The organism is Ruegeria sp. ABV3_008 (assembly GCF_056161185.1).
The window spans coordinates 274,967-296,254 of record NZ_JBSWYP010000003.1 but is presented as its reverse complement, the minus strand read 5'-3'; the positions used below and the strand labels follow the sequence as shown (position 1 = coordinate 296,254).

Sequence of the window (21,288 nt, the reverse complement as noted above, 5' to 3'; positions counted from 1 at the left end):
TCAAGTTGTCATTGTCACTGCGCAGCCATTGGCCTGCGCGCCAATTGGCATTGAGTCCACAACTCACCCAAGGCAGATACCAGTCGATCCACGTCTTCCGTGGAATGCACTGGCGAAGGTGTAATCCGTAGACGTTCCGTTCCCTTGGGGACGGTTGGATAGTTGATCGGCTGGATGTAAATTCCATATTCACGCATCAGTACGTCAGAGATGAAGCGACACTTGACCGGATCGCCGACCATCACAGGAATAATGTGACTTGGGTTCTGTGTATGCGGAATGCCCAAATCGTCCAGCCTGTCTCGCACCTCGCGCACGCGCTGCTGGTGTAGATGTCGTTCCGAATTGCTTTGCTTCAGGTGCCGAACCGAAGCGGCAGCTCCTGCGGCCACGGCGGGAGGCAACGCAGTGGTGAAGATAAACCCACTGGCAAACGACCGGACAAAATCGACAAGCTCTTTCGACGCCGCGATGTATCCACCAACTACGCCGAACGCTTTGCCCAATGTCCCCTCGATGACGGTTATCCTATCCATCAGGCCTTCGCGTTCAGCTATGCCGCCTCCGCGCGGGCCATAAAGCCCTACGGCGTGAACCTCATCCAAATAGGTCATCGCGCCGTAGCGATCGGCCAGATCACAGATCTCGGCAATTGGTGCAATATCGCCATCCATGGAATAGACGCTCTCAAACGCAATGAGCTTCGGTGCGTTGGCAGGCAGTTCAGCAAGGTGCCTTTCAAGGTCCGCCACGTCGTTGTGTTTCCAGATACGCTTCTGACACCGACTGTGGCGAATGCCCTCGATCATCGAGGCATGGTTCAACTCATCAGACAAGACTGTGATGCCAGGTATGCGAGACGCCAAGGTTCCCAAGGCAGCCCAGTTCGAGACGTACCCGGAGGTAAACAGGAGCGCAGCGTCCTTGCCGTGCAAGTCAGCAAGTTCTCGTTCCAGCAAAACATGCTGGTGGGTGGTTCCAGAGATATTCCGCGTTCCTCCCGCCCCGGCACCAACCTCATCGATCACCTTGTGCATTGCTGCAATAACACCGGGGTGCTGACCCATCCCTAGATAATCATTTGAGCACCACACAGTGACTTTCTCGGGACCATTTTCCGCGTAGCTACGCGCTGTTGGGAACGCGCCACGCTGCCTTTCGAGATCCGGAAAGACCCGGTAGTTCCCTTCCTCCTGAAGCTGGTCGAGTTGATTTCGAAAAAACTGCTGATAGTTCATTTCAGTTCCCAACGGCTTCTTCGACGATTCCTGACAACAGAGACTGGACCTTTTGCATTGGCCCGTCAGGGTAGCTTCGGTACCCAACCATCACGCCACTGTCGTCTTCAGCCACAAATATCCCGTAAGGGCAAAAGCCAATATTCATTGGGTCGGCTTCCATGACCTCACGCGAAATTTTTGCCGAGCAGAAAATGAAGATATCTGCGGCCGCAAATATCTGCTTGTCGCTGCCAACATCTGCGCCTGTTCGATTCAGCATTTCCCCAACATGGCTCACATAGTCGATGACCAGCCCCTGTCCCACAATCGCGGACTCGACGGCGAACGTTGCATCATCAAAACTGCCGTCGAAGGGGATAGTGATGATCTCTTCTGCAAGCCCTTGGCTCGCCAGAACAGTGGAAAACGCGGCTGCGGCGATAAAGTGTTTCATGGTTTTAGTCCTCCTCCTGAACCGCATTTTCTCAGATTGATCATCAGGGTCTTTGACACCGGTCAAAGCCCCCGAATGCCTCAACCGAACATGTCCGAAGTGATACCGGCGTACCAACCAAGAGACTCTTCGTAAGTCGCTTTCCTCAGGTCGGCATCTTCACCGGTCTGGCTGATAAAGCCGTCGACTTTCGCGATCTTTTCAGGCGTCGCCTCATAGGTCGCACCCACCTTCACGCCATCATCGGTATCGATCAGCGACCAGCATGTATTCGAGAACTTGGCCGGGAATACTTTAGACCCGGTCAACGCACCTCTTACTGCGTTCGCACATACTTTCGCCTGGCTGTTTGCCGAAAAACCGGATTTCGGCATGTCACCCTGCTGGCTGGCATCACCAAGAACATAGATATCCGGATCGGCTTTGGAGGACATGTCCGCAGCGTTTACTGGTGCCCAGTTGCCATCGGTCACTCCCGCCATTTCCGCAATGCGACCGGCTTTCATCGCCGGTATCACATTGCAAACATCGACCTTTGTCTCTTCGCCGTCGATGGTCACCGTCATTGCTTCCGGATTCACGGATACATTTCCGCCGCCGAAGTCTTCGCCGATCCAGTCAACCATTCCTTCATAGTTGTTTCCCCAGCCTTCTTGGAACAATGCCATTTTCGAGAATTTCGGCTTCGGATCAGCTACAATGATCTTTGCTGTTGGGTTGTTTGCCTTCAGCACGTGCGCCACCATCGAAACCCTTTCATACGGCCCGGGCGGGCAACGGTACGGGTTGGGAGGAGCGACCATCGCGAAGGTACCACCTTCGGGCATCGCCATGATCTGCGCTTTCAAAAGCTCAGTCTGAGAACCAGCCTTGTACGCATGTGGCATCTTGTTTTGGGCCGAGAGGTCCCAGCCTTCGACCGCGCCATCAACAAAGTCGATACCGGGGCTGAGGATCAGCTTGTCATAAGGAACTGACCCGCCACCTGCCAAGGACACCGTCTTTGCGTCGCGGTCGACCCCAGTGGCCCAATCATGCACGACGTTGATACCGTAGTTCGCGGCAAGCGTGCCGTAGCTGTGGGCGATGTCCGAAAGCTCCTGAAAACCTCCCAGATAGAGGTTTGAAAAGAAACAGGTGTAGTAGGTCCGAGACGGCTCTATCAGCGTCACGTCAATCTCACCTTTGCTGTCCTTTGCGATGTAACGCGCGGCGGTCGCACCGCCCGCACCACCGCCAACAACCACCACGCGGGGCTTGCCTTGAGCCAGCACCATCGGAGCAGATAGTCCGGCGGCCACTACCCCGGCGGCTCCAAGAAATACTCGTCTATTGAGTGTCATCGCGTTTCCTCCCCTTAGGCACTTTCATTCTGGATTATTGAAGTAGGCGGCCAATGCTGCGATCTCGTCATTGCTCAGCCGTCCGGCAATCATTTGCATGACCGGATGTGGCCGCTGTTTGTCCTTGTAAGCGTGCATGGCGACCACGAAGTCTTCGTCAGGCCAATACACAATCGAAGGAATGCCCTCATCGCCCCCTTCGATCTGGTGACACGTTGTGCATTCGCTGCTGAGATATGCGCCGTACTCAGGATCTCCTTGTATCGCCAGGATCGCGGGATCGATCGAATGATCCGTGCCTTTCGCGGTTGGGTCCGCTTCCGGGATGTCCTGAGGATTGTCAGAAAACGCCCGCAAATAGGCGATCACGTTGGCGCGGTCTTCCGGGTTTTTCAAACCGGGAAAACTCATCCGCGTGCCTGACGCAAATGCGCGTGGGTTTTCGATGTAGGCGGACAGAGTATCAGCGTGCCATTCCAGACCCGAGTTGCCCGCACGCTCTAGGCTCTTTGAGTAATTGAAACCATCCAGACCTGCGGCTTTCCGACCAAAAACACCGTTCAGATGCGGCCCGATTTTGTTTTCGGCTCCTTCGCCCACCTGATGGCAGCCTTTGCATTTGGCGAACACTTCTTTCCCGGCTTCGGCGTCGCCGAGGTCTTCTGTTGCGTGGGTCGATGGAGCAACAGCAACCATAACCGCCGCGCAGGTCAAAAAAATGTTCAACCACCGCATGATCAGCTTCCGAACGACTTGAGGTAAACGATCACGGCTTCAATATCGTCTGGTTTCTTAAGCCCAGCAAAGGACATGCGTGTGCCCTTCATGTAGTCCTTTGGTTTTGCCAGGAAGGCCGCCATTTCTTCTTCGGTCCAAACAAGACCAGCCTCGGCAGCTGTTTTCATAGCTTTGGAGTATTTGAACCCTTCAACCGAACCTGCGTTGGCTCCGATAACTCCGTTCAACGCGGGACCCGTACTGTCCTTTGCACCGTCACCAACCTGATGGCAGGATTTGCACTTCTTGAAGACCTTCTCACCGGCTGCGAATAGTTCCGTAGTCTGGGCAGCCTCGTCGATTTCCTGAACAGCCGGTGTTGCGGCGGCTTCTTCCTCAGGCTTTGGCGCTGCGGCCGGAATGAACGAGGGCCCTTCCACCGTAAACGTCGGTAACCCGTCCGCGCTGGCTTCATTCATGACCGAATTCGAACCGCCTTCTGGTGGCGTCTCAACCAGAAAGACAGAACGCATAGTAACCGCTGCCTCTGTCTTGCAGTTCTCCATGCAAGGTTCCTCTCGCCATTCCGCGTATTCCGTCTCGGGTCGAACATCGACGACAAAACCGTCCATATTGTACATCTCGAATTCGGCGAAGTTTTCGTTATTAAGAACGAAGTCGTCATCCACCAGATCATTGGAATAAAGGATGTAGGCGACGATTGCGTAGGTCTCATCCGCCGTAAGAGTGCCCGCTTCACCAAACGGCATTGAGCGGGAAATGTAATCCCAAGCAGTCGACAAATGCGGCCAATAAGACCCAACAGTTTTCACAGGATCTTCGTCGGCAAGTGTGTCGAAACCGCCGGCCAGAACAGGCCAATTGTCGGCGCCTTCGGCAAACTCTCCGTGACAGGACGCACAGCGATCGACAAACACTTCTTCTCCGGTCCAGACATCGCCTGATCCAACCGGCAAACCGCGCCCATCGGGCAATACGTCAACGTCCCAGGCTGCGATCTCTTGCTCCAGCGCGGGGCGCCCAAGCCCGTATGTGCCCTCGCTGCTGGGCGCAGGCGCGGTCAGGTTCATCCCGTTTGCGATCCGTTCGGCCGCTGCGGTCTGGATTTCTTCGACCTTGGCCGCCAGTTCGGCTGCCCGGCTGGCCTCTGCTTGCGCGTTTTCCTGGGCTGTAGCTGCATGCGCCTCAACCTGACTGATCCGGGTTTCCAAGGTTTCTATCTGCGATTGGCCGTAATTCCGGTTCGCAATAGCCACTGCCGCCGCAAGCACCAACGCCGTGCCGCCGAATACAGGCAGGAAAACATGACTAAGAGACTTCGACATTCTCGGCGATCCCTTCTGCGCTCACGTACCAAGTCTGGATACAATTGTTGTGGTAGACAGAGTTTTCTCCGCGCTTATCGCGCAGTTGGTCTTTGGTCGGCTGCACATAGCCGGTCTCATCTATTGCCCGGGCCTGCAAAAGCATTGGTGCTCCGTCCCAGTTCGTGTCGAGATAGAAGCGCGTCAAAGCCTTGCTGTCGCCCTGCTTGCCAAGGCGCGCCGTCTCCCAGGTGATCCCACCGTCCTTGGACACATCGACCCGCGTAATTTGTCCGTGGCCTGACCAGGCAAGCCCGGAAATGACCAAGGGTCCCGGTCCGTGTTTGATCGGCATTTGCGGGCTGGGTGAGGTGATGACGGATTTTGCATCCATCACCCACGTCCATTTCTGGGCTGTGCCATCGGCGTAGACATCAGTGTATTTTGATGTTTCTTCACGGCTTTCGACCGCCATATCGACAACTTCGATGCGGCGCAGCCACTTGACCCACATGTTGCCTTCCCAGCCAGGAACAACTAGCCGCACGGGGTAACCGTGTTCCATGCGCAGTGCTTCACCATTTGCCTTGAAAGCCACCAACACGTCATCCAGTGCTTTTTCCATCGGGATAGAGCGGCCATTGGATGACGCATCTGCGCCCTCAACATAGACCCATTTGTCAGGTGAGATATCGGCGCCTGCTTCCTGCAACAGCGTACGCAGCGGAACACCGGTGTATTCCATGTTGTGAATCATGCCGTGCGTAAATTGGACGCCGTTGAGTTGCGCACCCGCCCACTCCATACCGGTATTTGCCGCACATTCGCAGAAATACACATGGTTTTCGCGCGGGAACCGCTCAATGTCGTCGTAAGTAAATACAAGCGGGCGATCGACCAGCCCGTTGATCATCAGGCGATAATCCTCTTTGCGCAGCTCTATCGCGCCGGAATGGTGACGCTCAAAAGCGCATCCTTGCGGAGTGATCGTACCATCAAGCGCGTGGATCGGTGTGAAGTTGATCGACGAAATCGGAGAGGCGGTCAGCCATTCCACGTTGCGCCGAACGACATGAGATTCGAAACTGATCGGCAGGCCATAAGGTGACTCATCGACACCGGCACCCGTATAAGACGCCCAATCCTGAAGCTCTGTTATCAGTGGATCGGGCGTGTCTGCCGCTGCTGCCCCTGCAACGGACCCTGCGGCGACCGCGGCGCTGCCTTTCAGGAAGGCCCGGCGGGACGGTTTGAACGCGTCATCCATATCTCTTAGGTCTCCATCTGTTTCTTAAGCGCCGACAACATCGACACTGCTGTTCTCTTGGACCGTGACGGTGCCAAGGTTGCGAATGTGGTTTTCGACGACATCCCAGATCGGCGGGCCCTCGGTGCCTTCGTTGACACTGGCCCAACCAGCCACGACGTAGGTCTTCGATGGATCAATCGCTTCACCCGTTTTGAGCAGGGTCATTTCGCTGATCCGCTGCCCTTGTGGTTTGGTCACATCGATGCGGTAGCCAAGCCCACCAACGCGGACCATATCGCCGCCCTGCTGGTAGTAAGGGTCGGGATTGAAAAGGTTGTCACCGACATCCTCGAGGATTACATGGATGAATTCGCCATTCATTTCCGTGCGATAGGCATTGGGATACGACATCGATGTGACGTTCCAGATGTCCTCGCGCGTGATATCTTGCCCCGGCAGGATCGAGGGCCCCCAACGGACGCCAGGCGACATCGCGATGTCCGCCTCACGCTCATTGATCAGGGCATCGCAAATCAGGTCATCCCACGTGCCGTTAAAATTGCCGCGGCGGTAGAGCAACGAATCCGTTTTGCCAATCACCTCGCTCAGCGCAGCCTCGTACGGCGCGCGCTGATCATTTATCATAGCGGTGATCGCAGGATCAGGAGCGATGACGTCTGAGAAGATCGGGATCAGCTTGTGCTTCAGCCCCATCATCTGCCCGTCCCTCACGTCGAGATCGACGCGGCTGACGAATTTTCCGTTCGAGCCAGACGCGATGATATGCGTTTGTCCGACCAGGACCGGCTCGGGAAGTGCGTCATGGGTGTGACCGCTGAGGATCACGTCGATCCCTTGCACCCGACCTGCCATCTTCTTGTCCACGTCAAAGCCGTTGTGGCTGAGGACAACAACGACATCGGCACCGGCATCGCGAACCTCGTCGACCATGGCCTGCATGTTTTCATCCCGGATACCAAATGAATATTCTGGGAACATCCAGCCTGGGTTCGCGATTGGCATGTAAGGAAACGCTTGCCCGATGACAGCAACCTTTGCACCGCCCCGATCAAAGAACTTATAGGGTTGGAACAATTCTGCAGGTTCATCCCATTCGGCATCAAAGATGTTTTGACCCAAGGCTGCAAAGGGCAAACCTTCAACGATTTCGTTAACCCTGTCGCTGCCCAACGTGAACTCCCAATGGAAGGTCATAGCATCGGGTTTCAGCGCGTTCATGACGTTGACCATGTCCTGACCGGCAGTCTGATAGCAGGTGTAGGAACCGTGCCAGGTATCGCCCCCGTCCAGTAGAAGGGCATCAGGACGGTCAGCACGAATGGCGTTGATGACAGTTGAGACGCGGTCCAATCCACCAACCCGACCGTAGGTCTTGGCCAGCGCGGAGAAATCATTGTAGGTCAGCGCATAGGCCGACGGGCTCCCATCTTCGATCCCATAGGCCTTGCGGAAAGCCGCCCCTGTGACATGCGGCATCTGCCCTCGCGCATCGCCAATACCAAGGTTTATCTCAGGTTCGCGGAAATAGATCGGTTTGAGTTGCGCGTGAATATCGGTGACATGGATCAAGCTGATATTGCCGAAGGTCTCGAACTCCAGCAATTGATCCTGCGTTAGGCTTTGCTGCGCGGCAAGCCTGGCCCAGTTGCCAAACCCGGATGCCCCGTAGAGAGCCGAGGCTGCCATTGAAACCTGCAAGAAGTCACGTCGAGAAATCATCTATCAGCTTTCCTATATCACATATAAATGTGTGAATGTTATTTGCACGAAAAACCCGCGCAGGACAACGCCCGCGCGGCTCGTTCGTTATTGACGTACAGCAGGAGTCTCGACTGAAAGCCCGTTGCCACGAGAGGCCACATACAGCTCAAGCGCGCGAAACTCGTCCGAACCTTCGGCAAAAGTTTCCGCCCGCGTATCGCGAATACAGCCGCGGAAACGATTGTGGCGCGAGATCAGCTTGGCCTGTTTCAAACGATAAGTCGGGAACCCGTTGATCATACCTTGGCTCAGGTGGTCAGCACGGATCATGTTGCCCCAGTTGTCTTCATGACAATTGGCACAGCTCAACTCCAGCTGACCATAGCGGGTATAATACATCTCCTTGCCTTGCTCCCAGTACGGGGCGGCATCGCCATCAATCGCGACATTCATTGGCAATCCACGTGATTGCAGACCAATCAAAGCGACCATGCCTTGCATATCGCCCCCGGACCATTTCCAGGCATCCGCTTCCATGCGGTCCGTACGACACTTGTTGATCAGATCTTCCATGACGACCAGCTTGCCGGTTTCGGCATCCACCTTCGGCATGGACGCCTGCAATCCCTTGAAGCTTTCCACCCCATCGTGGCATGAAGCACAGCTCTCGCCAGCGGCGCCATCAACGGTCTCAAAAAGATCGGCGGCTTGATCGACGAAGATCATTGCAGGATTGTCGAAGTCATCAATTTGAAGCGCTTGCGTTTCATCCGTGCGAAAATGCCAACCCGAATAGATTGTGTCCAAATTTTCCAGATGTGCCGGAGCTTCAGTGACCGAGGTCATGTCCAGCTCATCATTGATCGTGAGATTGTCTTCGTCCGGTCCAGCCATCGCTGCAGCCGGGAAAACCAGAATTGCCGCGATCGCCGTAATTGCCTTGGTATTCATTGCGTTCCTCCCTTGGTGGATCAGCGCCAATTCCTCGGACCCGCGCTGATCTGCCTTAGTCGTCGAGCCGTCAGGCGATCTCGATCGTTTTCTTCTCATCGTAGACAGAGCCGTCATCATCGTACCAGGTGAAGACAAACTCACCGGCCTCGGGTACAGTCGCTTCGAACTGAAAGTACGGGTTGGTCGAAATCGCCGGCTCCATCGTCACATCAACCACCATTTCTCCGTTAAACTCGCAGGTGAAACGGTTAATGATCGAACGCGGGATGACGTTGCCTTCTTTGTCCTTGCGCTGGCCGCTTTCCATCTTGTGGCTGATCAATGTCTTGATCGTAACGGTTTCTCCAGCAGCGGCTGTCTTTGGAACCTTGACGCGGGGTTTAACACCGGATGCCATTGGTTAGTCTCCTGTTCTTCAGGGCGCGTGGCGATCAGCCGCCGCAGCCGCCGATTGTCACTTTTACGGTCGCGGACGCTTTGGCAAAGCTGCCATCTGCCATCTTCGCCACGGCAATGACATCCTGCGTTCCGGCAAGACGAATACGGGTTGATGCGGCTTGTTCAGCAGCCAACGGACCGAAATTGAAAGTTGCAACGCCCGGTTCGGGGTTACCTGCAGCCACGATAAGAATTGCAGCTGCGCCCGGAGCACTGACTTCGATTGGTACGGTATTGCCGTTTTCTGCGATTTCCGGTGCGGTCAATGTAACACCGCCGTCAGCCACATCTGCACCGCCTGTAAATGCCGCGATGGCATCTTCAGCAGCTGCATTTGCGCGTAGCGGCACAATTGTCAGGAACGCGGCGCCCAGCCCAAGGGCCAGTGTCTCGCGGCGAGAGAGTTCCATTTTCAATCTCCTTTGAAACTTCGAAAATTCACGCATAAATGCGCGACTATTCCTCTTTCAGGGTCGCAAGAAACGCGACCACGTCCTCGATTTCCTGCGCTGTCAGGATCGACGTCAAAGGCGCGGTTGGAGCTTTTCCGGTATAGGCGTCACCCGGGCGGATATAGCCGTCATCCTTGTAGAAAGCTGGCATCACCGTGCCTTCAAATGTCATCTTTGCGTTTGCGACCAACCCTCGAAGCTCTGCTTCGGTCCAACGATCACCGGCACCATCCAGCATCGGGCCGACTTCACCGTGGAACGGGATGTCTGCCAAAACCGTGACCGCGTGGCACGCGACGCAGTTGCCTTTTGACTTGTCACCAACGATGAGCGCGCCATTAGCCGCGTCGCCAGCAGCACCGGTCAACGAAGCCTCAATAGCACCATAGTCGTCATAGGTTACGTCCTGCGGATCTGTATCTGCCGCATATGCAGCAACGCCCGTCAATGCGCAGACCAATGTTAAGAGTCTCAGCTTCATGATCCCTCCCATTTGCTAACGCGCCGACGGCGCCTTGCGACCCAAAGCCTTTGTGTACCGTAGTCGACGAGTACTGCTTATCGCAACATTAAATTCATAATAATGAATTTTTTTATTTATAACGGCAGCGCTCAATCTTGAGAAATATTGTTTCGCTCTTGAATGCGCCGCGCATGATACCGTTGGAAATCTTCACCGTTATCAAGCTCATATCGCTTTTCATCGACCCAGGTGAAAAGGTCTAAGGTTGTTCCCTTTGAGAACGCTCCGGGCATAACAGCGACCGCAGCATCGATGGCTGTCGCGCCCTCCGGCACCTCTTCCGGCAGAAAAACAAGCGTCGGGGTAAACAGAATCCCCCATTTTCGCATCAGCGCTCTTTGCTCATTTTCTTCCCCGTCAAAGTCGGTAGCGGTGGTGCTGCCATGCAAATCCAGTTGGACGACAAAGAAGTTCTCTTCGATAAACGCTGCAAGGTCAGGCTGGGGGAACACCTCTTCATGCATCTTTTTGCAGTAGATGCAGCCTTGTTGTTCAATGAATAACACAAGCCTTTTGTCCTCGCTTGAGGCCTCTTCTAGATCCTCTCGGAGGTCTTTGAACGTGTCGCGCATCCACGGCGTTTTATGCAAACCGTCGTCGCCCAGTTCAGCGGCGGAAACTGCCCCGCCAATCAGACACGCGATCAATACTGACAAAACTCGTTTCATGTCTTCCTCCCGGATTATCCAATGGCTGCGAGCCAAGGCATATGGTCGAGCATCCATTGTGCGATGTAGTTGATGGAATTGGTTGCGATGAGGATGCCGAAGAGCACCAGAAAGCCACCCATGGCCTTTTCGATGAGGGGCAAGTGCTTTCTGAACTGCGCCATCCATTGCATGAAAGGGCGGACCAGAAAGGCCGCCAGAACAAACGGTGCGGTCATTCCAACCCCGTAGACGAATAGAAGCACCGCTCCACGCCAAGCCGTCTCGGTTCCGGCCGCTGTAAACAGGATCGCAGCGAGCACAGGCCCAACACAGGGTGTCCAGCCAAAAGCAAATGCCAATCCAAGAACATATGCCCCAACAAGGCTTACGCTTGATGTTTCACCGACGTCCGCACGAAATTGGCGATACAGGAACCCGATGCGAATGACCCCCAGGAAATGCAGCCCCATCGCAATGATGATGGCCGCTGCAATCCAGCGCAGGATGTCGAAATACTCTCGGACCAGCTGCCCGAAGATCGAAGCTGTCGCCCCCAGTGCCATGAAGATCGTTATGATCCCAGCTGCAAACGCTATTGCAGAAAGCGTTGCCCTGCGACGAACGCCGGCGGAAAGTGTTGACCCCGCAGATATCTGATCAATCCCGACGCCGGCCAGATAGCTAAGATAAAACGGCACGATAGGTAGGATGCAGGGTGACAGGAAAGACAGCAGTCCTGCGACCAAAGCTCCTGCAAATGTAATGTCGAGCATGGTCAAACCTGTCCTGGCACGCTATCATTCACATATTCAAAATAGTAAAGATATGCCACTGCGGTCAATCGGAGCTTAAGATGCGCCACCTACTTCTGCTTTTGCTTACAATCACGATGCTTGTTTCTCCGGTGATAACACGGGCAGAAATGACGCTTCTGATGGCCGAAGAAGATGGGTGTATGTGGTGCGCACGTTGGGACACTGAAGTCTCGGAGATATATCCCAAGACACCCGAAGGACATGCCGCGCCACTTCAACGCATCGATATCCACGCAGCTATGCCTAAAGGCATCGCGTTGGAGCGGCCTCTCTACTACACGCCAACCTTTGTTCTGCTGGACAATGGCCAAGAGGTTGGACGGATCGAAGGCTATCCCGGCGAAGATTTTTTCTGGGGGTTGCTGGGCGTTTTGCTGCGTGACGCTGGGGTGCCGATTGAGACCTCTGGATAAAATGTGGCGGATTAAATAAACTGTTTCGAATGCGTGAAGCCATGAAAGCGAGGCGATCTTGTTGGACAAATCTTCGAAACTGCCTGTGTTCTCCAAGGACATGTGCGCCGAAGACCTGGACAGAATGATGGAAAATGCTCAGACGGCGTCAAATTTCCTCAAGGCAATCAGCCATGAAGGGCGCTTGATGATCCTGTGCTACCTGTCTTCGGGTGAAAAATCTGTCACGCAGATGGAAGAAATGCTCTCGGCACGCCAGGCCGCCGTGTCTCAGCAACTATCTCGCCTGCGCTTCGAGGGCTTGGTCAAAACACGACGCGAGGGGAAAACGATCTACTACAGATTGGCGGATGATCGATCGACACAGATTCTGGAAGTCGTCTACGATCTATTCTGCAGAGAAAAGTAGAAGCCGCCAAAAATACCCGCCAGCTTTGGGAGGAGACTGGCAATGTTTGAAGCATTGGGAGACGCCAACACCGTCGCCCTGATCGGTTTGATCGGTGGCATTGTGTTGGGCTTGGCCGCACGCATTGGCCGTTTTTGCACGCTGGGTGCAATCGAAGACTACCTTTACGCAGATGACGACCGGCGGCTGCGCATGTGGGCAATTGCGATCGGCGTAGCAATTGTCGGCAGCCACTTGGCTATGGCTTTCGGGTGGCTGGACCCTGTTGGAACAAGGTATCTTGCACAGACCTGGAACCCAATTGGGTCGATCGTAGGTGGCCTCATGTTCGGTTACGGAATGGCCATCAGCGGAAACTGCGGCTATGGCGCGCTGGCAAGGCTTGGGGGCGGCGACCTTCGATCATTCGTCATAGTATTGATCATGGGTCTATCTGCTTACGTTGTCATGTCCGGGCCCTTGGCCTATTTGCGCGTTTGGGTCTTCCCCGAGGAGATGGGTCTTAGTGGCCCCCAAAGCATCAGCTTCCTTGCCGAACAACTGACCTCTATCCCAGCTTGGCTCATTGGCTCCGTTATTGGCGTTGCATTGGTGATTTTCGCCTTGGCAAACCAGCGTTTCCGCCGAACTCCCGCACAGGTGTTCTGGGGATCTGTAGTTGGACTGGCGATCGTATCTGGGTGGCTCGGTACGAATTGGGTGGCGACGCACGGTTTCGACGGTGAGCCAGTTCAAACCCATACCTTCGCTGCGCCTCTTGGTGACACAATATTCTACCTAATGACGGCCTCCGGAAACACTTTGTCCTTTGCGGTCGGATCAGTTTCCGGCGTTCTCATTGGCGCATTTTTGGGGTCCTGGTCGAAAGGTCATTTCCGATGGGAAGCATGCGAGGATCCACGTGAACTCAAGCGTCAGATGCTCGGCGCGGCGATTATGGGGCCAGGCGCGATCATCGCGGTCGGTTGCAGCGTCGGGCAAGGTATATCTGCCTTCTCACTTTTGGCCTACAGCGCGCCCGTAACATTCGCTGCCATCTTCGCCGGCGCGGCGATTGGGTTGAAACAACTCGTGTCTGGGCTGTCCTTCATAACTGAGCGTTGACGTCACAGTTCAAACAAGAATTCACGTGTGAAGGACGGTTTCAGTAGTTCTCTCTTGTTGAGAAACCGATCGCTTTTGAAGGACAAATAGTCCGCAAACAATGCCCGTTAGCAGTTCGAAAAGTCAGATGACCATCGCGGTGCAAGCCGCCGATGTCTAAACGACAGACCCTCAACTTCCGGTTTACGCCTCAAAACCTTCCCGTTTGTTTTGCTTATCGCTGCGGTGTGGTTCACCATAGGAGACATTCGCTGCGTTTGAGAGTTGGCGATGAATCCGAATGATCGGATCGTGAAATCTTTCACACGTAGAGCAAGGCTAACCACCAGGACGAATATGAGATCGCGTCGATCTTGCTGGAGGTGATCCGTTTGACAGGCCCGACAATCCATTGATTATGTGCGCATGACCAAAGCTCAAAGACCGCCAAAGCCAAAACCCATTCCCTACACCCCGGAGCCGAACCGCTATGTGCGGATGGTGTATCGGCGATGTGGGCGGTCCGGAGTGAAGCTTCCTGTTGTCAGCCTAGGGCTGTGGCACAATTTTGGAGCGGACTCGACGCACGAAAACAAGCGAGCAATGTGTCGGGCTGCGTTCGACCATGGGATCACTCACTTTGATCTGGCGAATAACTACGGTCCGCCACCCGGATCGGCCGAAGAGGCATTTGGCGAGATCCTCAAAACGGATTTCGCGGGTTACAGGGATGAGCTGATCATTTCCTCCAAAGCAGGCTACGACATGTGGCCGGGACCCTATGGAGAATGGGGGTCACGCAAGTACATGATTGCGTCCTGTGACCAATCACTCGCGCGCATGGGGCTTGATTATGTCGACATCTTTTACTCCCACCGCTTTGACCCCGATACCCCGCTCGAAGAAACAATGGGCGCGTTGGATCATATCGTACGATCGGGCCGCGCGCTCTACGCAGGTATCTCGAGCTACAACTCCCAACGCACGCGCGAGGCGGTGAAAATTCTCAACGACCTTGGGACACCTTGTCTGATTCACCAGCCTTCTTACAATCTGCTCAATCGGTGGGTGGAGCGGGACGGCTTGCTCGATACTCTGGATGATCTTGGGGTTGGGTCGATTGCGTTCACGCCGCTGGCACAAGGCATTCTGACTTCCAAATATCTGACCGATATTCCGAGTGGCAGCCGTGCCACGCAAGGGAAGTCATTGCTCGATGGCATGATCAACGAGCGGTCATTGGCAAGTGTCCGTGCTCTGAACGACATGGCTGAGGCACGCGGGCAGACTCTGGCGCAAATGGCGCTGGCCTGGGTGCTCAGAGGTGGACGGGTGACGACCGCTCTGATTGGAGCGTCCCGGCCGGAACAGATCGTAGATTGCGCAGGCGTCGTTGATAATCTCGACTTCAGTGCTGACGAACTGAGAAAGATCGATCAAATAAGTTCAGAAGAAGATATCAATTTGTGGGCGCGCTCGTCAGAAACAGAGTGACCATCCTTAGAACGTACGCAAAACCCTAGTCCTTTGACGCTTGCGATCTTTGGCGGATTGAACGTTTTTGGTTCGGCCTACCTGCTAACATGAGCCATCGGCCCAATATGCTCATTGGCCAATGAACCACTCTTCTGCAATTTGGGCCTCCCAAACTACCATTCGCTGCAGCAGCATGAATTGATGAGGGACGAATGTCGGGAGCGCGGACGAAACGGAATTTCATCCGGCTCGCCCGCCTCTTGTCAGCTACAACTGGAACAGACCCGGGGCATCAACCACATGCCGCCTTTTCGCCTCGGTGCGCCCTCGCTCCCGTTCAATGCTTTTTTTGATCACGTCAAGAATGTATCCCCGGTTCTCGAAGAGTTGTGTCCTACGCTCGCGAATTGGGGAGGCCCTAAGCGGGATTGAGCAACGCAAAGGGCCATAGCCGCAACGACTAAGCCAAAAAATGTTTGAATTCATCGCCAATGCAGACAATCACGCAGCGCATAACTTTGCACGATTTGCCCAAAAGTTTGCACAGCTGCAATTGGATACTTCATTTAGTTGATCAGATTTCGCGAAACTGTCCCAGTTGACAGGTCGAAATCTATTTAGTTGCTTCCGAAACCAACATGCATTGTTCCACTACGGATTCTGTAAACGATACAAGTGACTGATAAAACGGAGCGGACCAAATATGCCCGTGCACCTTTGTCGCGAAGGCACAGTACCAAGGCAATATGTAGTCGGAAGCAAATTGTGCGGCGTCGATTGTCCCATGATGCCTTTCCAAACACAACGCGAGATACTCCAACATTACGGCGAGGTGATCAGCAGGCTCCGAAAAACCAGTGGCTACTTCTTTGCCAGCTTGCTTTAGCAGCAACTGCATTCTCCAATGAGGGGTGGACATAAGTGTCCCGTTCCCTTGCCACGCGGAAGCATAGAGCGGAGCGGCCTCCCTTCCACCAGAAAGAAAGACACTTCCATAGCTCGTTGCGAGCGTTTTTTGCGTTTGCAGCGTGTCGGACCAAGTCCTCATTTCTTCGATCAGTCGGTCTGCTTGGGGTAGATCACGCAATAGTTGGTCTGCGACACCATTGTGGCACGCGGCGATGGTTGCCGCGTCAAGTTCTTGGGCAAACGCATTCGACAGAAAGCGCATCAGTTCCGGAGAAACATCTTTCATATAGAAATCGGCCCACCAAAAGCGGTCACTAGTGGAACTTCTCCTTCAAACTTCTCCATCTCAACAATACAGGTATTGGCTGAAGTCGCTTGTGACAGTTTTGAAGCCCCTACATCCAATGTGACTGTGTTAGGGTCACCATACGTATCGAGGGCACCGGGTGTAGCGTCGACTGGCCCGTACCAAGCACCCTCATGAATGCGGATAACGCCGCGCGGATAATCTTCACTCAGAACCGCACCAGCAAGTAATTGACCACGATCATTGAAAACACGCACGATATCCCCGTCTTCAATTCCTCGTTCTGCCGCATCTTCTGGGTTCACATACACAGGCTCTCGATCTTGCACTGAATATGTTGCGCGATACGGGTCGCTCTCACACATTTGCGAATGAAGGCGTTGATCAGGGTGACAGGATTGTAGCCACAGCGGAAATTTTTCTGACCCTGGGCCTCCATGAGATCGCTCGATTTTTTCCATCCACTTAGGATGTTCGCCGCAATCATCGTAGCCATAATTACCAATAGTGCGGCTGGAGATTTCAATAAAACCAGAAGGCGTTCCAAGTGCGTTTATTTCCGGGTCTTCGCGGAAATCAGCGTGCCTGACCCAGGGTTCGCCCCTCTCAAACCGAACCATTCCCGTTTCCCAAAACTCTTCAAAGGGAGGCATCTCATAACTTCCCACGTTTGCATTTCGGGTCGTTTCATAGAGGCTCTCGACCCATTCCATTTCGTCCCAGCCGCGGGTGTATTCTTCTTCACGACCAAAGCGCTGGCAGAACAGAGAGAAGATTTCAAAATCGGTTTTCGAGTGGAACAGCGGATCGACCAGTTTCTTCATCGCAATCACGCCTGAGCGTGAGTATGAACCATAACTGTCGATATCGTTACGCTCAAATTGCGTACAGGCTGGCAGAACTAAGTCAGCGTGTCGACATGTAGCAGTCCACGCATAGTCAATCGCGACGATGGTCTCCAGCTTTTGGATAGCCACCCGCATCTTGTTGTGGTCCTGATGATGATGGAACGGATTACATCCGGTGAAAATGGCCATTCGGATGTCCGGATATGTAACCATATGCCCGTTGTGTTCTACCGTCCCGCCAGGATTCATCAGGCAATCAATCCATCTGGCGACAGGGATTGTACTGCTGGCACCAAGGAAGTTGTCATCCGTTCGCACGGGATCAACTCCAATATCCAAATTCAGAGGAAATGCTCCGGGCATGTTAGCGCCAGATGGTGCTACGCCAATGCCGCTATAGTGATGAGAATAACTGATACCACCGCCAGGAAGCCCAACTTGTCCTAGCATGGCTGCTATAATCGCGCCCATCCAATAAGGTTGCTCACCATGCTGTTGGCGTTGTACAGACCAACCGAAGATTAGCTGCGTTCGGTCTGATGCAAGCAGTCGGGCAAACTCCTTGATCTTATCGACTGGCACACCGCAAATTGGTGCTGCCCAGTCAGGCGTCTTTTCGACACCATCTTCCGCCTCGCCCATAACGTAAGCTATGAATGGTTCGAACCCGAGCGTATAGACGCTCAGGAATTCTTCATCATGCAGGCTTTCAGTGTAGAGCGTGTGAGCTAGCGCCAGCATGAAGGCAACATCCGTCATCGGGTTGATATAAAGCTGCTCTGCTCCGATGTGTTTTTGCGTTTTCGTACGCACGGGATCCACGCTGATCGCCCGGATGTTTCCCGCAGCGATTTTGTCCCGTAATTGATCAAAGTACTCAAAAGTTTCGTGCGTTTCGCATGTCCAGCCGACTTGCAGATTTTTAAGCGGGTCATTTGCCCAGAAGACAACAGTCTTGGCGTTGTCCAAGATGAGCGGCCAGCTAGTGCCTTGGGAGTATACTTCGGTGGAGCCCAGCACATAAGGAAGGATGGTTTGGCCGGCACCGGTCGAATAGTCGCCCGCTTTTTTGACATACCCGCCATACATCGAAACGGCGCGGTTCATGTGATTGATGCAGGAGTGGAACTGACCGGTCTGCCGCCAACCTGTTGCCCCGGCATACAGTCCAGAAGGTCCATGAGAAATCTGAACGCGCTCCATCTCTTCGAAAAACAAGTCTAGAGCCTCGTCCCAGGTAAGGCGAACAAAACGATTGTCGCCCCTTGTAGTCCGGTCAGCGTCCTTACGATTATCGAGCCATTCTGCACGAGCCATCGGGTAGCGGACTCGGGATGGCGAATAGATCAAGCCTTGGATGCCGTTCACCATATCGGTCGGGTGCGGATCGTCGGCGAGTGGGCGAACTTCGGTAACTTGCCCGCCTTTTACCAGGGCTTCAATTGCACCCCAATGTGAACCCGATGTTTTCCAAACACCGGCCGATGTCAACTGCTCGGCGCTGGCGGCGGCCGGTTTAAGAAGGCTGGGACCCAACAGTGCGGATAAGCCAGCCGCCCCAGTGCCTTTCATAAAATCACGGCGCGTGGACATTGGTTTCTCCTCAGTGAGAGCCGCCGTAATCGGCGGAATGCTTTTGCAAGTAGGTTAGTACCAAATTGGCCTGAGCTTCATCCATGTTTGTAAATCCAACCATACCATTGAACTGTGCGGGCCATGAGTTGGTGCCGAAGTGATCCGGATCGGGTTGTGCGTGGCACGTGGAGCAATTGGCAGCATAGCTTTCTTCAGCCACAGTCCAAAGCTCGTCTATCTCATCCACGTATCCTTGTTTGTCCGACCAGAGCGTTACTGTGACAGGGGCCCAATCAAGCCCCGTCGCTTCGTCAGTCTGAGGAGCGGAAGCCTTGACCAGCTCTGCGTTCTGAGCCGTATCCTTAGACAAAACGGCAACCCGAATATTATGCCCAAATTCGTCAAATATTACGCGCCCGAAGCCTTTGTCTTTTCGCCACGCCTTAAGTGCAACCTGAACGCGGTCACCACTTTCATCCAGAATTTCGACGGCAGCACCAAGTGTTAGGTTGCCAACCGGCTCTGCACCTTCGGCGCTGTCATAAACTGGGATGTCGCGAATTGCGAAGTAGTCCTCTCCGACGGATACACTGCCTGAATTGGCTTTGTTTTCGAGCTTGGCCATTGCTGGGCTGCCGACCGCTACATTGTCAGGCAGGTGATGGGCGATGCCTTTATGACACTCAATGCAGCCCGTATTCAATGCAGCAGCCGGCTCCATGTAAAACCGCGCTTCGGCCGACATGGCATCCCAATCCATGCTGTCATAGTCATGACAATTCCGGCATTCGAGAGAGTTATTTGCCTCCAGCCGAGCCCATTCGTGTTTCGCCAGTTCTGCGCGTCGCGCTTCGAACTTTTCACGGGTGTTTATGGTGCCAAAAGCGGCCGCCCATACTTCCTTCGACGCCTGCATTTTTCTGGCAACTTTGTTGGTCCACTCGTGTGGGACATGACAATCAGGACATGTGGCGCGCACCCCTGTGCGGTTCTCCCAGTGAACCGTAGATTGAAGCTCAACATAAACATTGTCACGCATCGCGTGGCACGAAACACAGAACTCTTCTGTGTTGGTAAACTCCATAGCGGTATTAAACCCGCCCCAAAAAATTATCCCGGTTATAAAGCCACCAAGACTGATCACGCCAAGACTAATCGTTGTGGCGGGTCGCGAAACCGTATTCCAAAATGACGACAATGTGGACTTCAGAGACATGAAAACGTGCTCCTCGGTTCATTTTCTGGGTTATAGAGAACCAGTTGGTGGGCCGTAGATCATTTGAAGGATCCAAACAGTAAAACCGTAAGCCCCCACTCCCAGCACTGTAATTCCGGGCAGTAGAATTAAAGTGATAAACAAGAAGGACAGCCACTCACGTTTGGCTGCGCCTTTCGAACTGCTGACGTACTGGTCTGTCATAGCTATCTCACTCGGCTAAGATGAGTACAATCACGGCAATGTTACCATCATAGGCATTCATGATTTAAACAAACGGTATGTCAGAATGTCGCACCCAATAGGCCAGGCCGAGGCCAACTTGATCAACACAGTATCGATGGTCGTGCAGGCTAAATTTTTAGTATACTATCATCAAGATGTGCAAATTTGTTAGCTTCAAGGTTACACCGACATCTCTTGCGTCGTGGCCCCTATTAACTTTGAAACCGGGCGGGTAAGCACAAACTCCATCGTCATTGAAACAGCTTCAGTTCAGTTGGTGGCCCGTGGGCAGGTAGATTGGGTGAACGATACAAAATCGATATGAGCAGAGGCACGACGTGTCGGCAAACCTCTGTCCCGCACCGCTTGGCCATTTGATGTGACAGGCCAGCTTTCATCACCGAAGTTCAAGCTGGATGTGGGTGGGTCTAGGAACAAGGCTCCAGAGGGCGCTGATGCAATGCCAGTAGGCAGGCAACCTTGCGTGCCAGACATCAACCAATTGCAGTAGTCGGTCGCAACCTAATTCTTCAGCGGTTCTGGCTGTTCGGCCTGGCACTCTAGAACGGCCTCAATGGCTTTTGCGGATCCGCTCAAATCGAGTTCGACTTCGGTTCCGCTTTCGCCAATGATAGTAACGCTTTGGCGTTTTCCAAACTCGGTTACAAACGCCGGGTTGTCGAAAAAGGCGTAGCCACCGGGCACGCCATTCTTGTAGACACCTACGGCCTCACCTTCGAACTGCGCATCACCAAAATCAAATCTTACTATGCCTGTCGCACCGTCCTCGACTTGAACCCAGGCCGGATTGTAGGCGGCAAAAAAGCCGCCAGCCTGGTTGGGTGCAGCGCCAATTTCTACTGTCATGTCGTCTTCAAAGGCTCTCCGCGCAAGACAACCGTTGCCTTTTTCTGGATCGATGAGGATTGTCCAGTCGCCAGCCTCACCCCACCGTTCCATCCCGG

Annotated in this window: 22 protein-coding genes; 4 read left to right on the top strand and 18 right to left on the bottom strand. The window is 54.0% G+C overall.

The features are described from left to right. Positions 1-14: 14 nt before the first annotated feature. From hemA to ACXAH8_RS07995, 13 genes are all read right to left on the bottom strand, one after another. A complete protein-coding gene (gene hemA, locus ACXAH8_RS08055; protein ID WP_475217415.1) occupies positions 15-1,238 on the bottom strand; it encodes a 5-aminolevulinate synthase in 1,224 nt (407 codons plus the stop codon). Position 1,239: 1 nt separating this feature from the next. Beyond that, positions 1,240-1,674 (bottom strand): DUF302 domain-containing protein, encoded by a 435-nt coding sequence (locus ACXAH8_RS08050; protein WP_425085469.1) that lies wholly within the window; start codon positions 1,672-1,674, stop codon positions 1,240-1,242. An 80-nt stretch (positions 1,675-1,754) separates the two neighbouring features. Further along, positions 1,755-3,017 (bottom strand): NAD(P)/FAD-dependent oxidoreductase, encoded by a 1,263-nt coding sequence (locus tag ACXAH8_RS08045; protein WP_170471074.1) that lies wholly within the window; start codon positions 3,015-3,017, stop codon positions 1,755-1,757. A 24-nt stretch (positions 3,018-3,041) separates the two neighbouring features. Further along, positions 3,042-3,713 (bottom strand): c-type cytochrome, encoded by a 672-nt coding sequence (locus tag ACXAH8_RS08040; RefSeq protein WP_475217571.1) that lies wholly within the window; start codon positions 3,711-3,713, stop codon positions 3,042-3,044. A gap of 41 nt (positions 3,714-3,754) precedes the next feature. Next, a complete protein-coding gene (locus ACXAH8_RS08035; RefSeq protein WP_475217413.1) occupies positions 3,755-5,080 on the bottom strand; it encodes a c-type cytochrome in 1,326 nt (441 codons plus the stop codon). Beyond that, positions 5,064-6,326, bottom strand: coding sequence for a sulfite dehydrogenase (gene soxC / locus ACXAH8_RS08030; protein ID WP_475217411.1), 1,263 nt, complete (start codon positions 6,324-6,326; stop codon positions 5,064-5,066). The genes ACXAH8_RS08035 and soxC overlap by 17 nt, the downstream gene beginning before the upstream one ends. A gap of 24 nt (positions 6,327-6,350) precedes the next feature. Continuing rightward, complete coding sequence (soxB, locus tag ACXAH8_RS08025) at positions 6,351-8,048, bottom strand: thiosulfohydrolase SoxB (RefSeq protein ID WP_475217409.1); 1,698 nt, start codon at positions 8,046-8,048, stop codon at positions 6,351-6,353. 87 nt (positions 8,049-8,135) lie between these two features. Then, the gene (gene soxA, locus ACXAH8_RS08020) at positions 8,136-8,981 is read right to left on the bottom strand and encodes a sulfur oxidation c-type cytochrome SoxA (RefSeq protein ID WP_170471064.1); all 846 of its coding nucleotides are present in this window, start codon (positions 8,979-8,981) and stop codon (positions 8,136-8,138) included. Between the two features lie 70 nt (positions 8,982-9,051). Beyond that, the gene (gene soxZ, locus ACXAH8_RS08015) at positions 9,052-9,381 is read right to left on the bottom strand and encodes a thiosulfate oxidation carrier complex protein SoxZ (protein ID WP_170380046.1); all 330 of its coding nucleotides are present in this window, start codon (positions 9,379-9,381) and stop codon (positions 9,052-9,054) included. Positions 9,382-9,415: 34 nt separating this feature from the next. Continuing rightward, a complete protein-coding gene (gene soxY / locus ACXAH8_RS08010; protein ID WP_475217405.1) occupies positions 9,416-9,832 on the bottom strand; it encodes a thiosulfate oxidation carrier protein SoxY in 417 nt (138 codons plus the stop codon). 46 nt (positions 9,833-9,878) lie between these two features. Continuing rightward, positions 9,879-10,355 (bottom strand): sulfur oxidation c-type cytochrome SoxX, encoded by a 477-nt coding sequence (gene soxX / locus ACXAH8_RS08005; RefSeq protein WP_475217403.1) that lies wholly within the window; start codon positions 10,353-10,355, stop codon positions 9,879-9,881. 131 nt (positions 10,356-10,486) lie between these two features. Then, the gene (locus tag ACXAH8_RS08000) at positions 10,487-11,065 is read right to left on the bottom strand and encodes a thioredoxin family protein (RefSeq protein WP_475217401.1); all 579 of its coding nucleotides are present in this window, start codon (positions 11,063-11,065) and stop codon (positions 10,487-10,489) included. A gap of 14 nt (positions 11,066-11,079) precedes the next feature. Further along, a complete protein-coding gene (locus ACXAH8_RS07995; protein ID WP_475217398.1) occupies positions 11,080-11,820 on the bottom strand; it encodes a cytochrome c biogenesis CcdA family protein in 741 nt (246 codons plus the stop codon). 80 nt (positions 11,821-11,900) lie between these two features. On the opposite strand from ACXAH8_RS07995, the gene ACXAH8_RS07990 reads away from it, so the two are divergent. The 4 genes from ACXAH8_RS07990 (at position 11,901) to mgrA (ending at position 15,261) form a co-directional block, all read left to right on the top strand. Continuing rightward, positions 11,901-12,275 (top strand): hypothetical protein, encoded by a 375-nt coding sequence (locus tag ACXAH8_RS07990; RefSeq protein WP_475217396.1) that lies wholly within the window; start codon positions 11,901-11,903, stop codon positions 12,273-12,275. Between the two features lie 100 nt (positions 12,276-12,375). Further along, positions 12,376-12,684: an ArsR/SmtB family transcription factor gene (locus ACXAH8_RS07985; RefSeq protein WP_170380040.1), complete on the top strand. Its 309-nt coding sequence runs from the start codon at positions 12,376-12,378 to the stop codon at positions 12,682-12,684. 42 nt (positions 12,685-12,726) lie between these two features. After that, complete coding sequence (locus tag ACXAH8_RS07980) at positions 12,727-13,788, top strand: YeeE/YedE family protein (RefSeq protein WP_475217394.1); 1,062 nt, start codon at positions 12,727-12,729, stop codon at positions 13,786-13,788. Positions 13,789-14,229: 441 nt separating this feature from the next. Further along, the gene (gene mgrA / locus ACXAH8_RS07975; protein ID WP_475217569.1) at positions 14,230-15,261 is read left to right on the top strand and encodes an L-glyceraldehyde 3-phosphate reductase; all 1,032 of its coding nucleotides are present in this window, start codon (positions 14,230-14,232) and stop codon (positions 15,259-15,261) included. A gap of 595 nt (positions 15,262-15,856) precedes the next feature. Here the strand turns inward: mgrA and ACXAH8_RS07970 are convergent. The 5 genes from ACXAH8_RS07970 to ACXAH8_RS07950 form a co-directional block, all read right to left on the bottom strand. Next, positions 15,857-16,438 carry a molecular chaperone TorD family protein gene (locus tag ACXAH8_RS07970; protein WP_475217392.1) on the bottom strand — a complete coding sequence of 194 codons (582 nt, stop codon included), beginning with the start codon at positions 16,436-16,438 and terminating at the stop codon, positions 15,857-15,859. Then, positions 16,435-18,900, bottom strand: a complete 2,466-nt coding sequence (gene torA / locus ACXAH8_RS07965) for a trimethylamine-N-oxide reductase TorA (RefSeq protein ID WP_475217391.1) — start codon at positions 18,898-18,900, stop codon at positions 16,435-16,437. Before torA ends, ACXAH8_RS07970 begins: the two co-directional genes overlap by 4 nt. A 10-nt stretch (positions 18,901-18,910) precedes the next feature. Then, entirely contained in the window at positions 18,911-20,098 is a 1,188-nt protein-coding gene (torC, locus tag ACXAH8_RS07960; RefSeq protein WP_475191888.1) for a pentaheme c-type cytochrome TorC, read from the bottom strand. A 30-nt stretch (positions 20,099-20,128) separates the two neighbouring features. After that, positions 20,129-20,302 carry a periplasmic nitrate reductase, NapE protein gene (locus ACXAH8_RS07955; protein WP_411353637.1) on the bottom strand — a complete coding sequence of 58 codons (174 nt, stop codon included), beginning with the start codon at positions 20,300-20,302 and terminating at the stop codon, positions 20,129-20,131. 543 nt (positions 20,303-20,845) lie between these two features. Next, on the bottom strand, positions 20,846-21,190 hold the full coding sequence (locus tag ACXAH8_RS07950) for a hypothetical protein (RefSeq protein WP_475217389.1): 345 nt from the start codon (positions 21,188-21,190) through the stop codon (positions 20,846-20,848). Positions 21,191-21,288 lie beyond the last annotated feature (98 nt).

Coding starts and splice junctions, on each gene's coding strand:
- ACXAH8_RS07950 (WP_475217389.1), bottom strand. CDS start 21,190: ATGACAGTAGAAATTGGCGCTGCACCCAACCAGGCTGGCGGCTTTTTT.
- ACXAH8_RS07990 (WP_475217396.1), top strand. CDS start 11,901: ATGCGCCACCTACTTCTGCTTTTGCTTACAATCACGATGCTTGTTTCT.
- soxC (WP_475217411.1), bottom strand. CDS start 6,326: ATGGATGACGCGTTCAAACCGTCCCGCCGGGCCTTCCTGAAAGGCAGC.
- soxZ (WP_170380046.1), bottom strand. CDS start 9,381: ATGGCATCCGGTGTTAAACCCCGCGTCAAGGTTCCAAAGACAGCCGCT.
- ACXAH8_RS07955 (WP_411353637.1), bottom strand. CDS start 20,302: ATGACAGACCAGTACGTCAGCAGTTCGAAAGGCGCAGCCAAACGTGAG.
- hemA (WP_475217415.1), bottom strand. CDS start 1,238: ATGAACTATCAGCAGTTTTTTCGAAATCAACTCGACCAGCTTCAGGAG.
- ACXAH8_RS07980 (WP_475217394.1), top strand. CDS start 12,727: ATGTTTGAAGCATTGGGAGACGCCAACACCGTCGCCCTGATCGGTTTG.
- soxB (WP_475217409.1), bottom strand. CDS start 8,048: ATGATTTCTCGACGTGACTTCTTGCAGGTTTCAATGGCAGCCTCGGCT.
- torA (WP_475217391.1), bottom strand. CDS start 18,900: ATGTCCACGCGCCGTGATTTTATGAAAGGCACTGGGGCGGCTGGCTTA.
- ACXAH8_RS08040 (WP_475217571.1), bottom strand. CDS start 3,713: ATGGTTGCTGTTGCTCCATCGACCCACGCAACAGAAGACCTCGGCGAC.
- ACXAH8_RS07985 (WP_170380040.1), top strand. CDS start 12,376: ATGTGCGCCGAAGACCTGGACAGAATGATGGAAAATGCTCAGACGGCG.
- ACXAH8_RS08000 (WP_475217401.1), bottom strand. CDS start 11,065: ATGAAACGAGTTTTGTCAGTATTGATCGCGTGTCTGATTGGCGGGGCA.
- ACXAH8_RS07970 (WP_475217392.1), bottom strand. CDS start 16,438: ATGAAAGATGTTTCTCCGGAACTGATGCGCTTTCTGTCGAATGCGTTT.
- torC (WP_475191888.1), bottom strand. CDS start 20,098: ATGTCTCTGAAGTCCACATTGTCGTCATTTTGGAATACGGTTTCGCGA.
- ACXAH8_RS08045 (WP_170471074.1), bottom strand. CDS start 3,017: ATGACACTCAATAGACGAGTATTTCTTGGAGCCGCCGGGGTAGTGGCC.
- ACXAH8_RS07995 (WP_475217398.1), bottom strand. CDS start 11,820: ATGCTCGACATTACATTTGCAGGAGCTTTGGTCGCAGGACTGCTGTCT.
- ACXAH8_RS08050 (WP_425085469.1), bottom strand. CDS start 1,674: ATGAAACACTTTATCGCCGCAGCCGCGTTTTCCACTGTTCTGGCGAGC.
- soxX (WP_475217403.1), bottom strand. CDS start 10,355: ATGAAGCTGAGACTCTTAACATTGGTCTGCGCATTGACGGGCGTTGCT.
- soxY (WP_475217405.1), bottom strand. CDS start 9,832: ATGGAACTCTCTCGCCGCGAGACACTGGCCCTTGGGCTGGGCGCCGCG.
- ACXAH8_RS08035 (WP_475217413.1), bottom strand. CDS start 5,080: ATGTCGAAGTCTCTTAGTCATGTTTTCCTGCCTGTATTCGGCGGCACG.
- soxA (WP_170471064.1), bottom strand. CDS start 8,981: ATGAATACCAAGGCAATTACGGCGATCGCGGCAATTCTGGTTTTCCCG.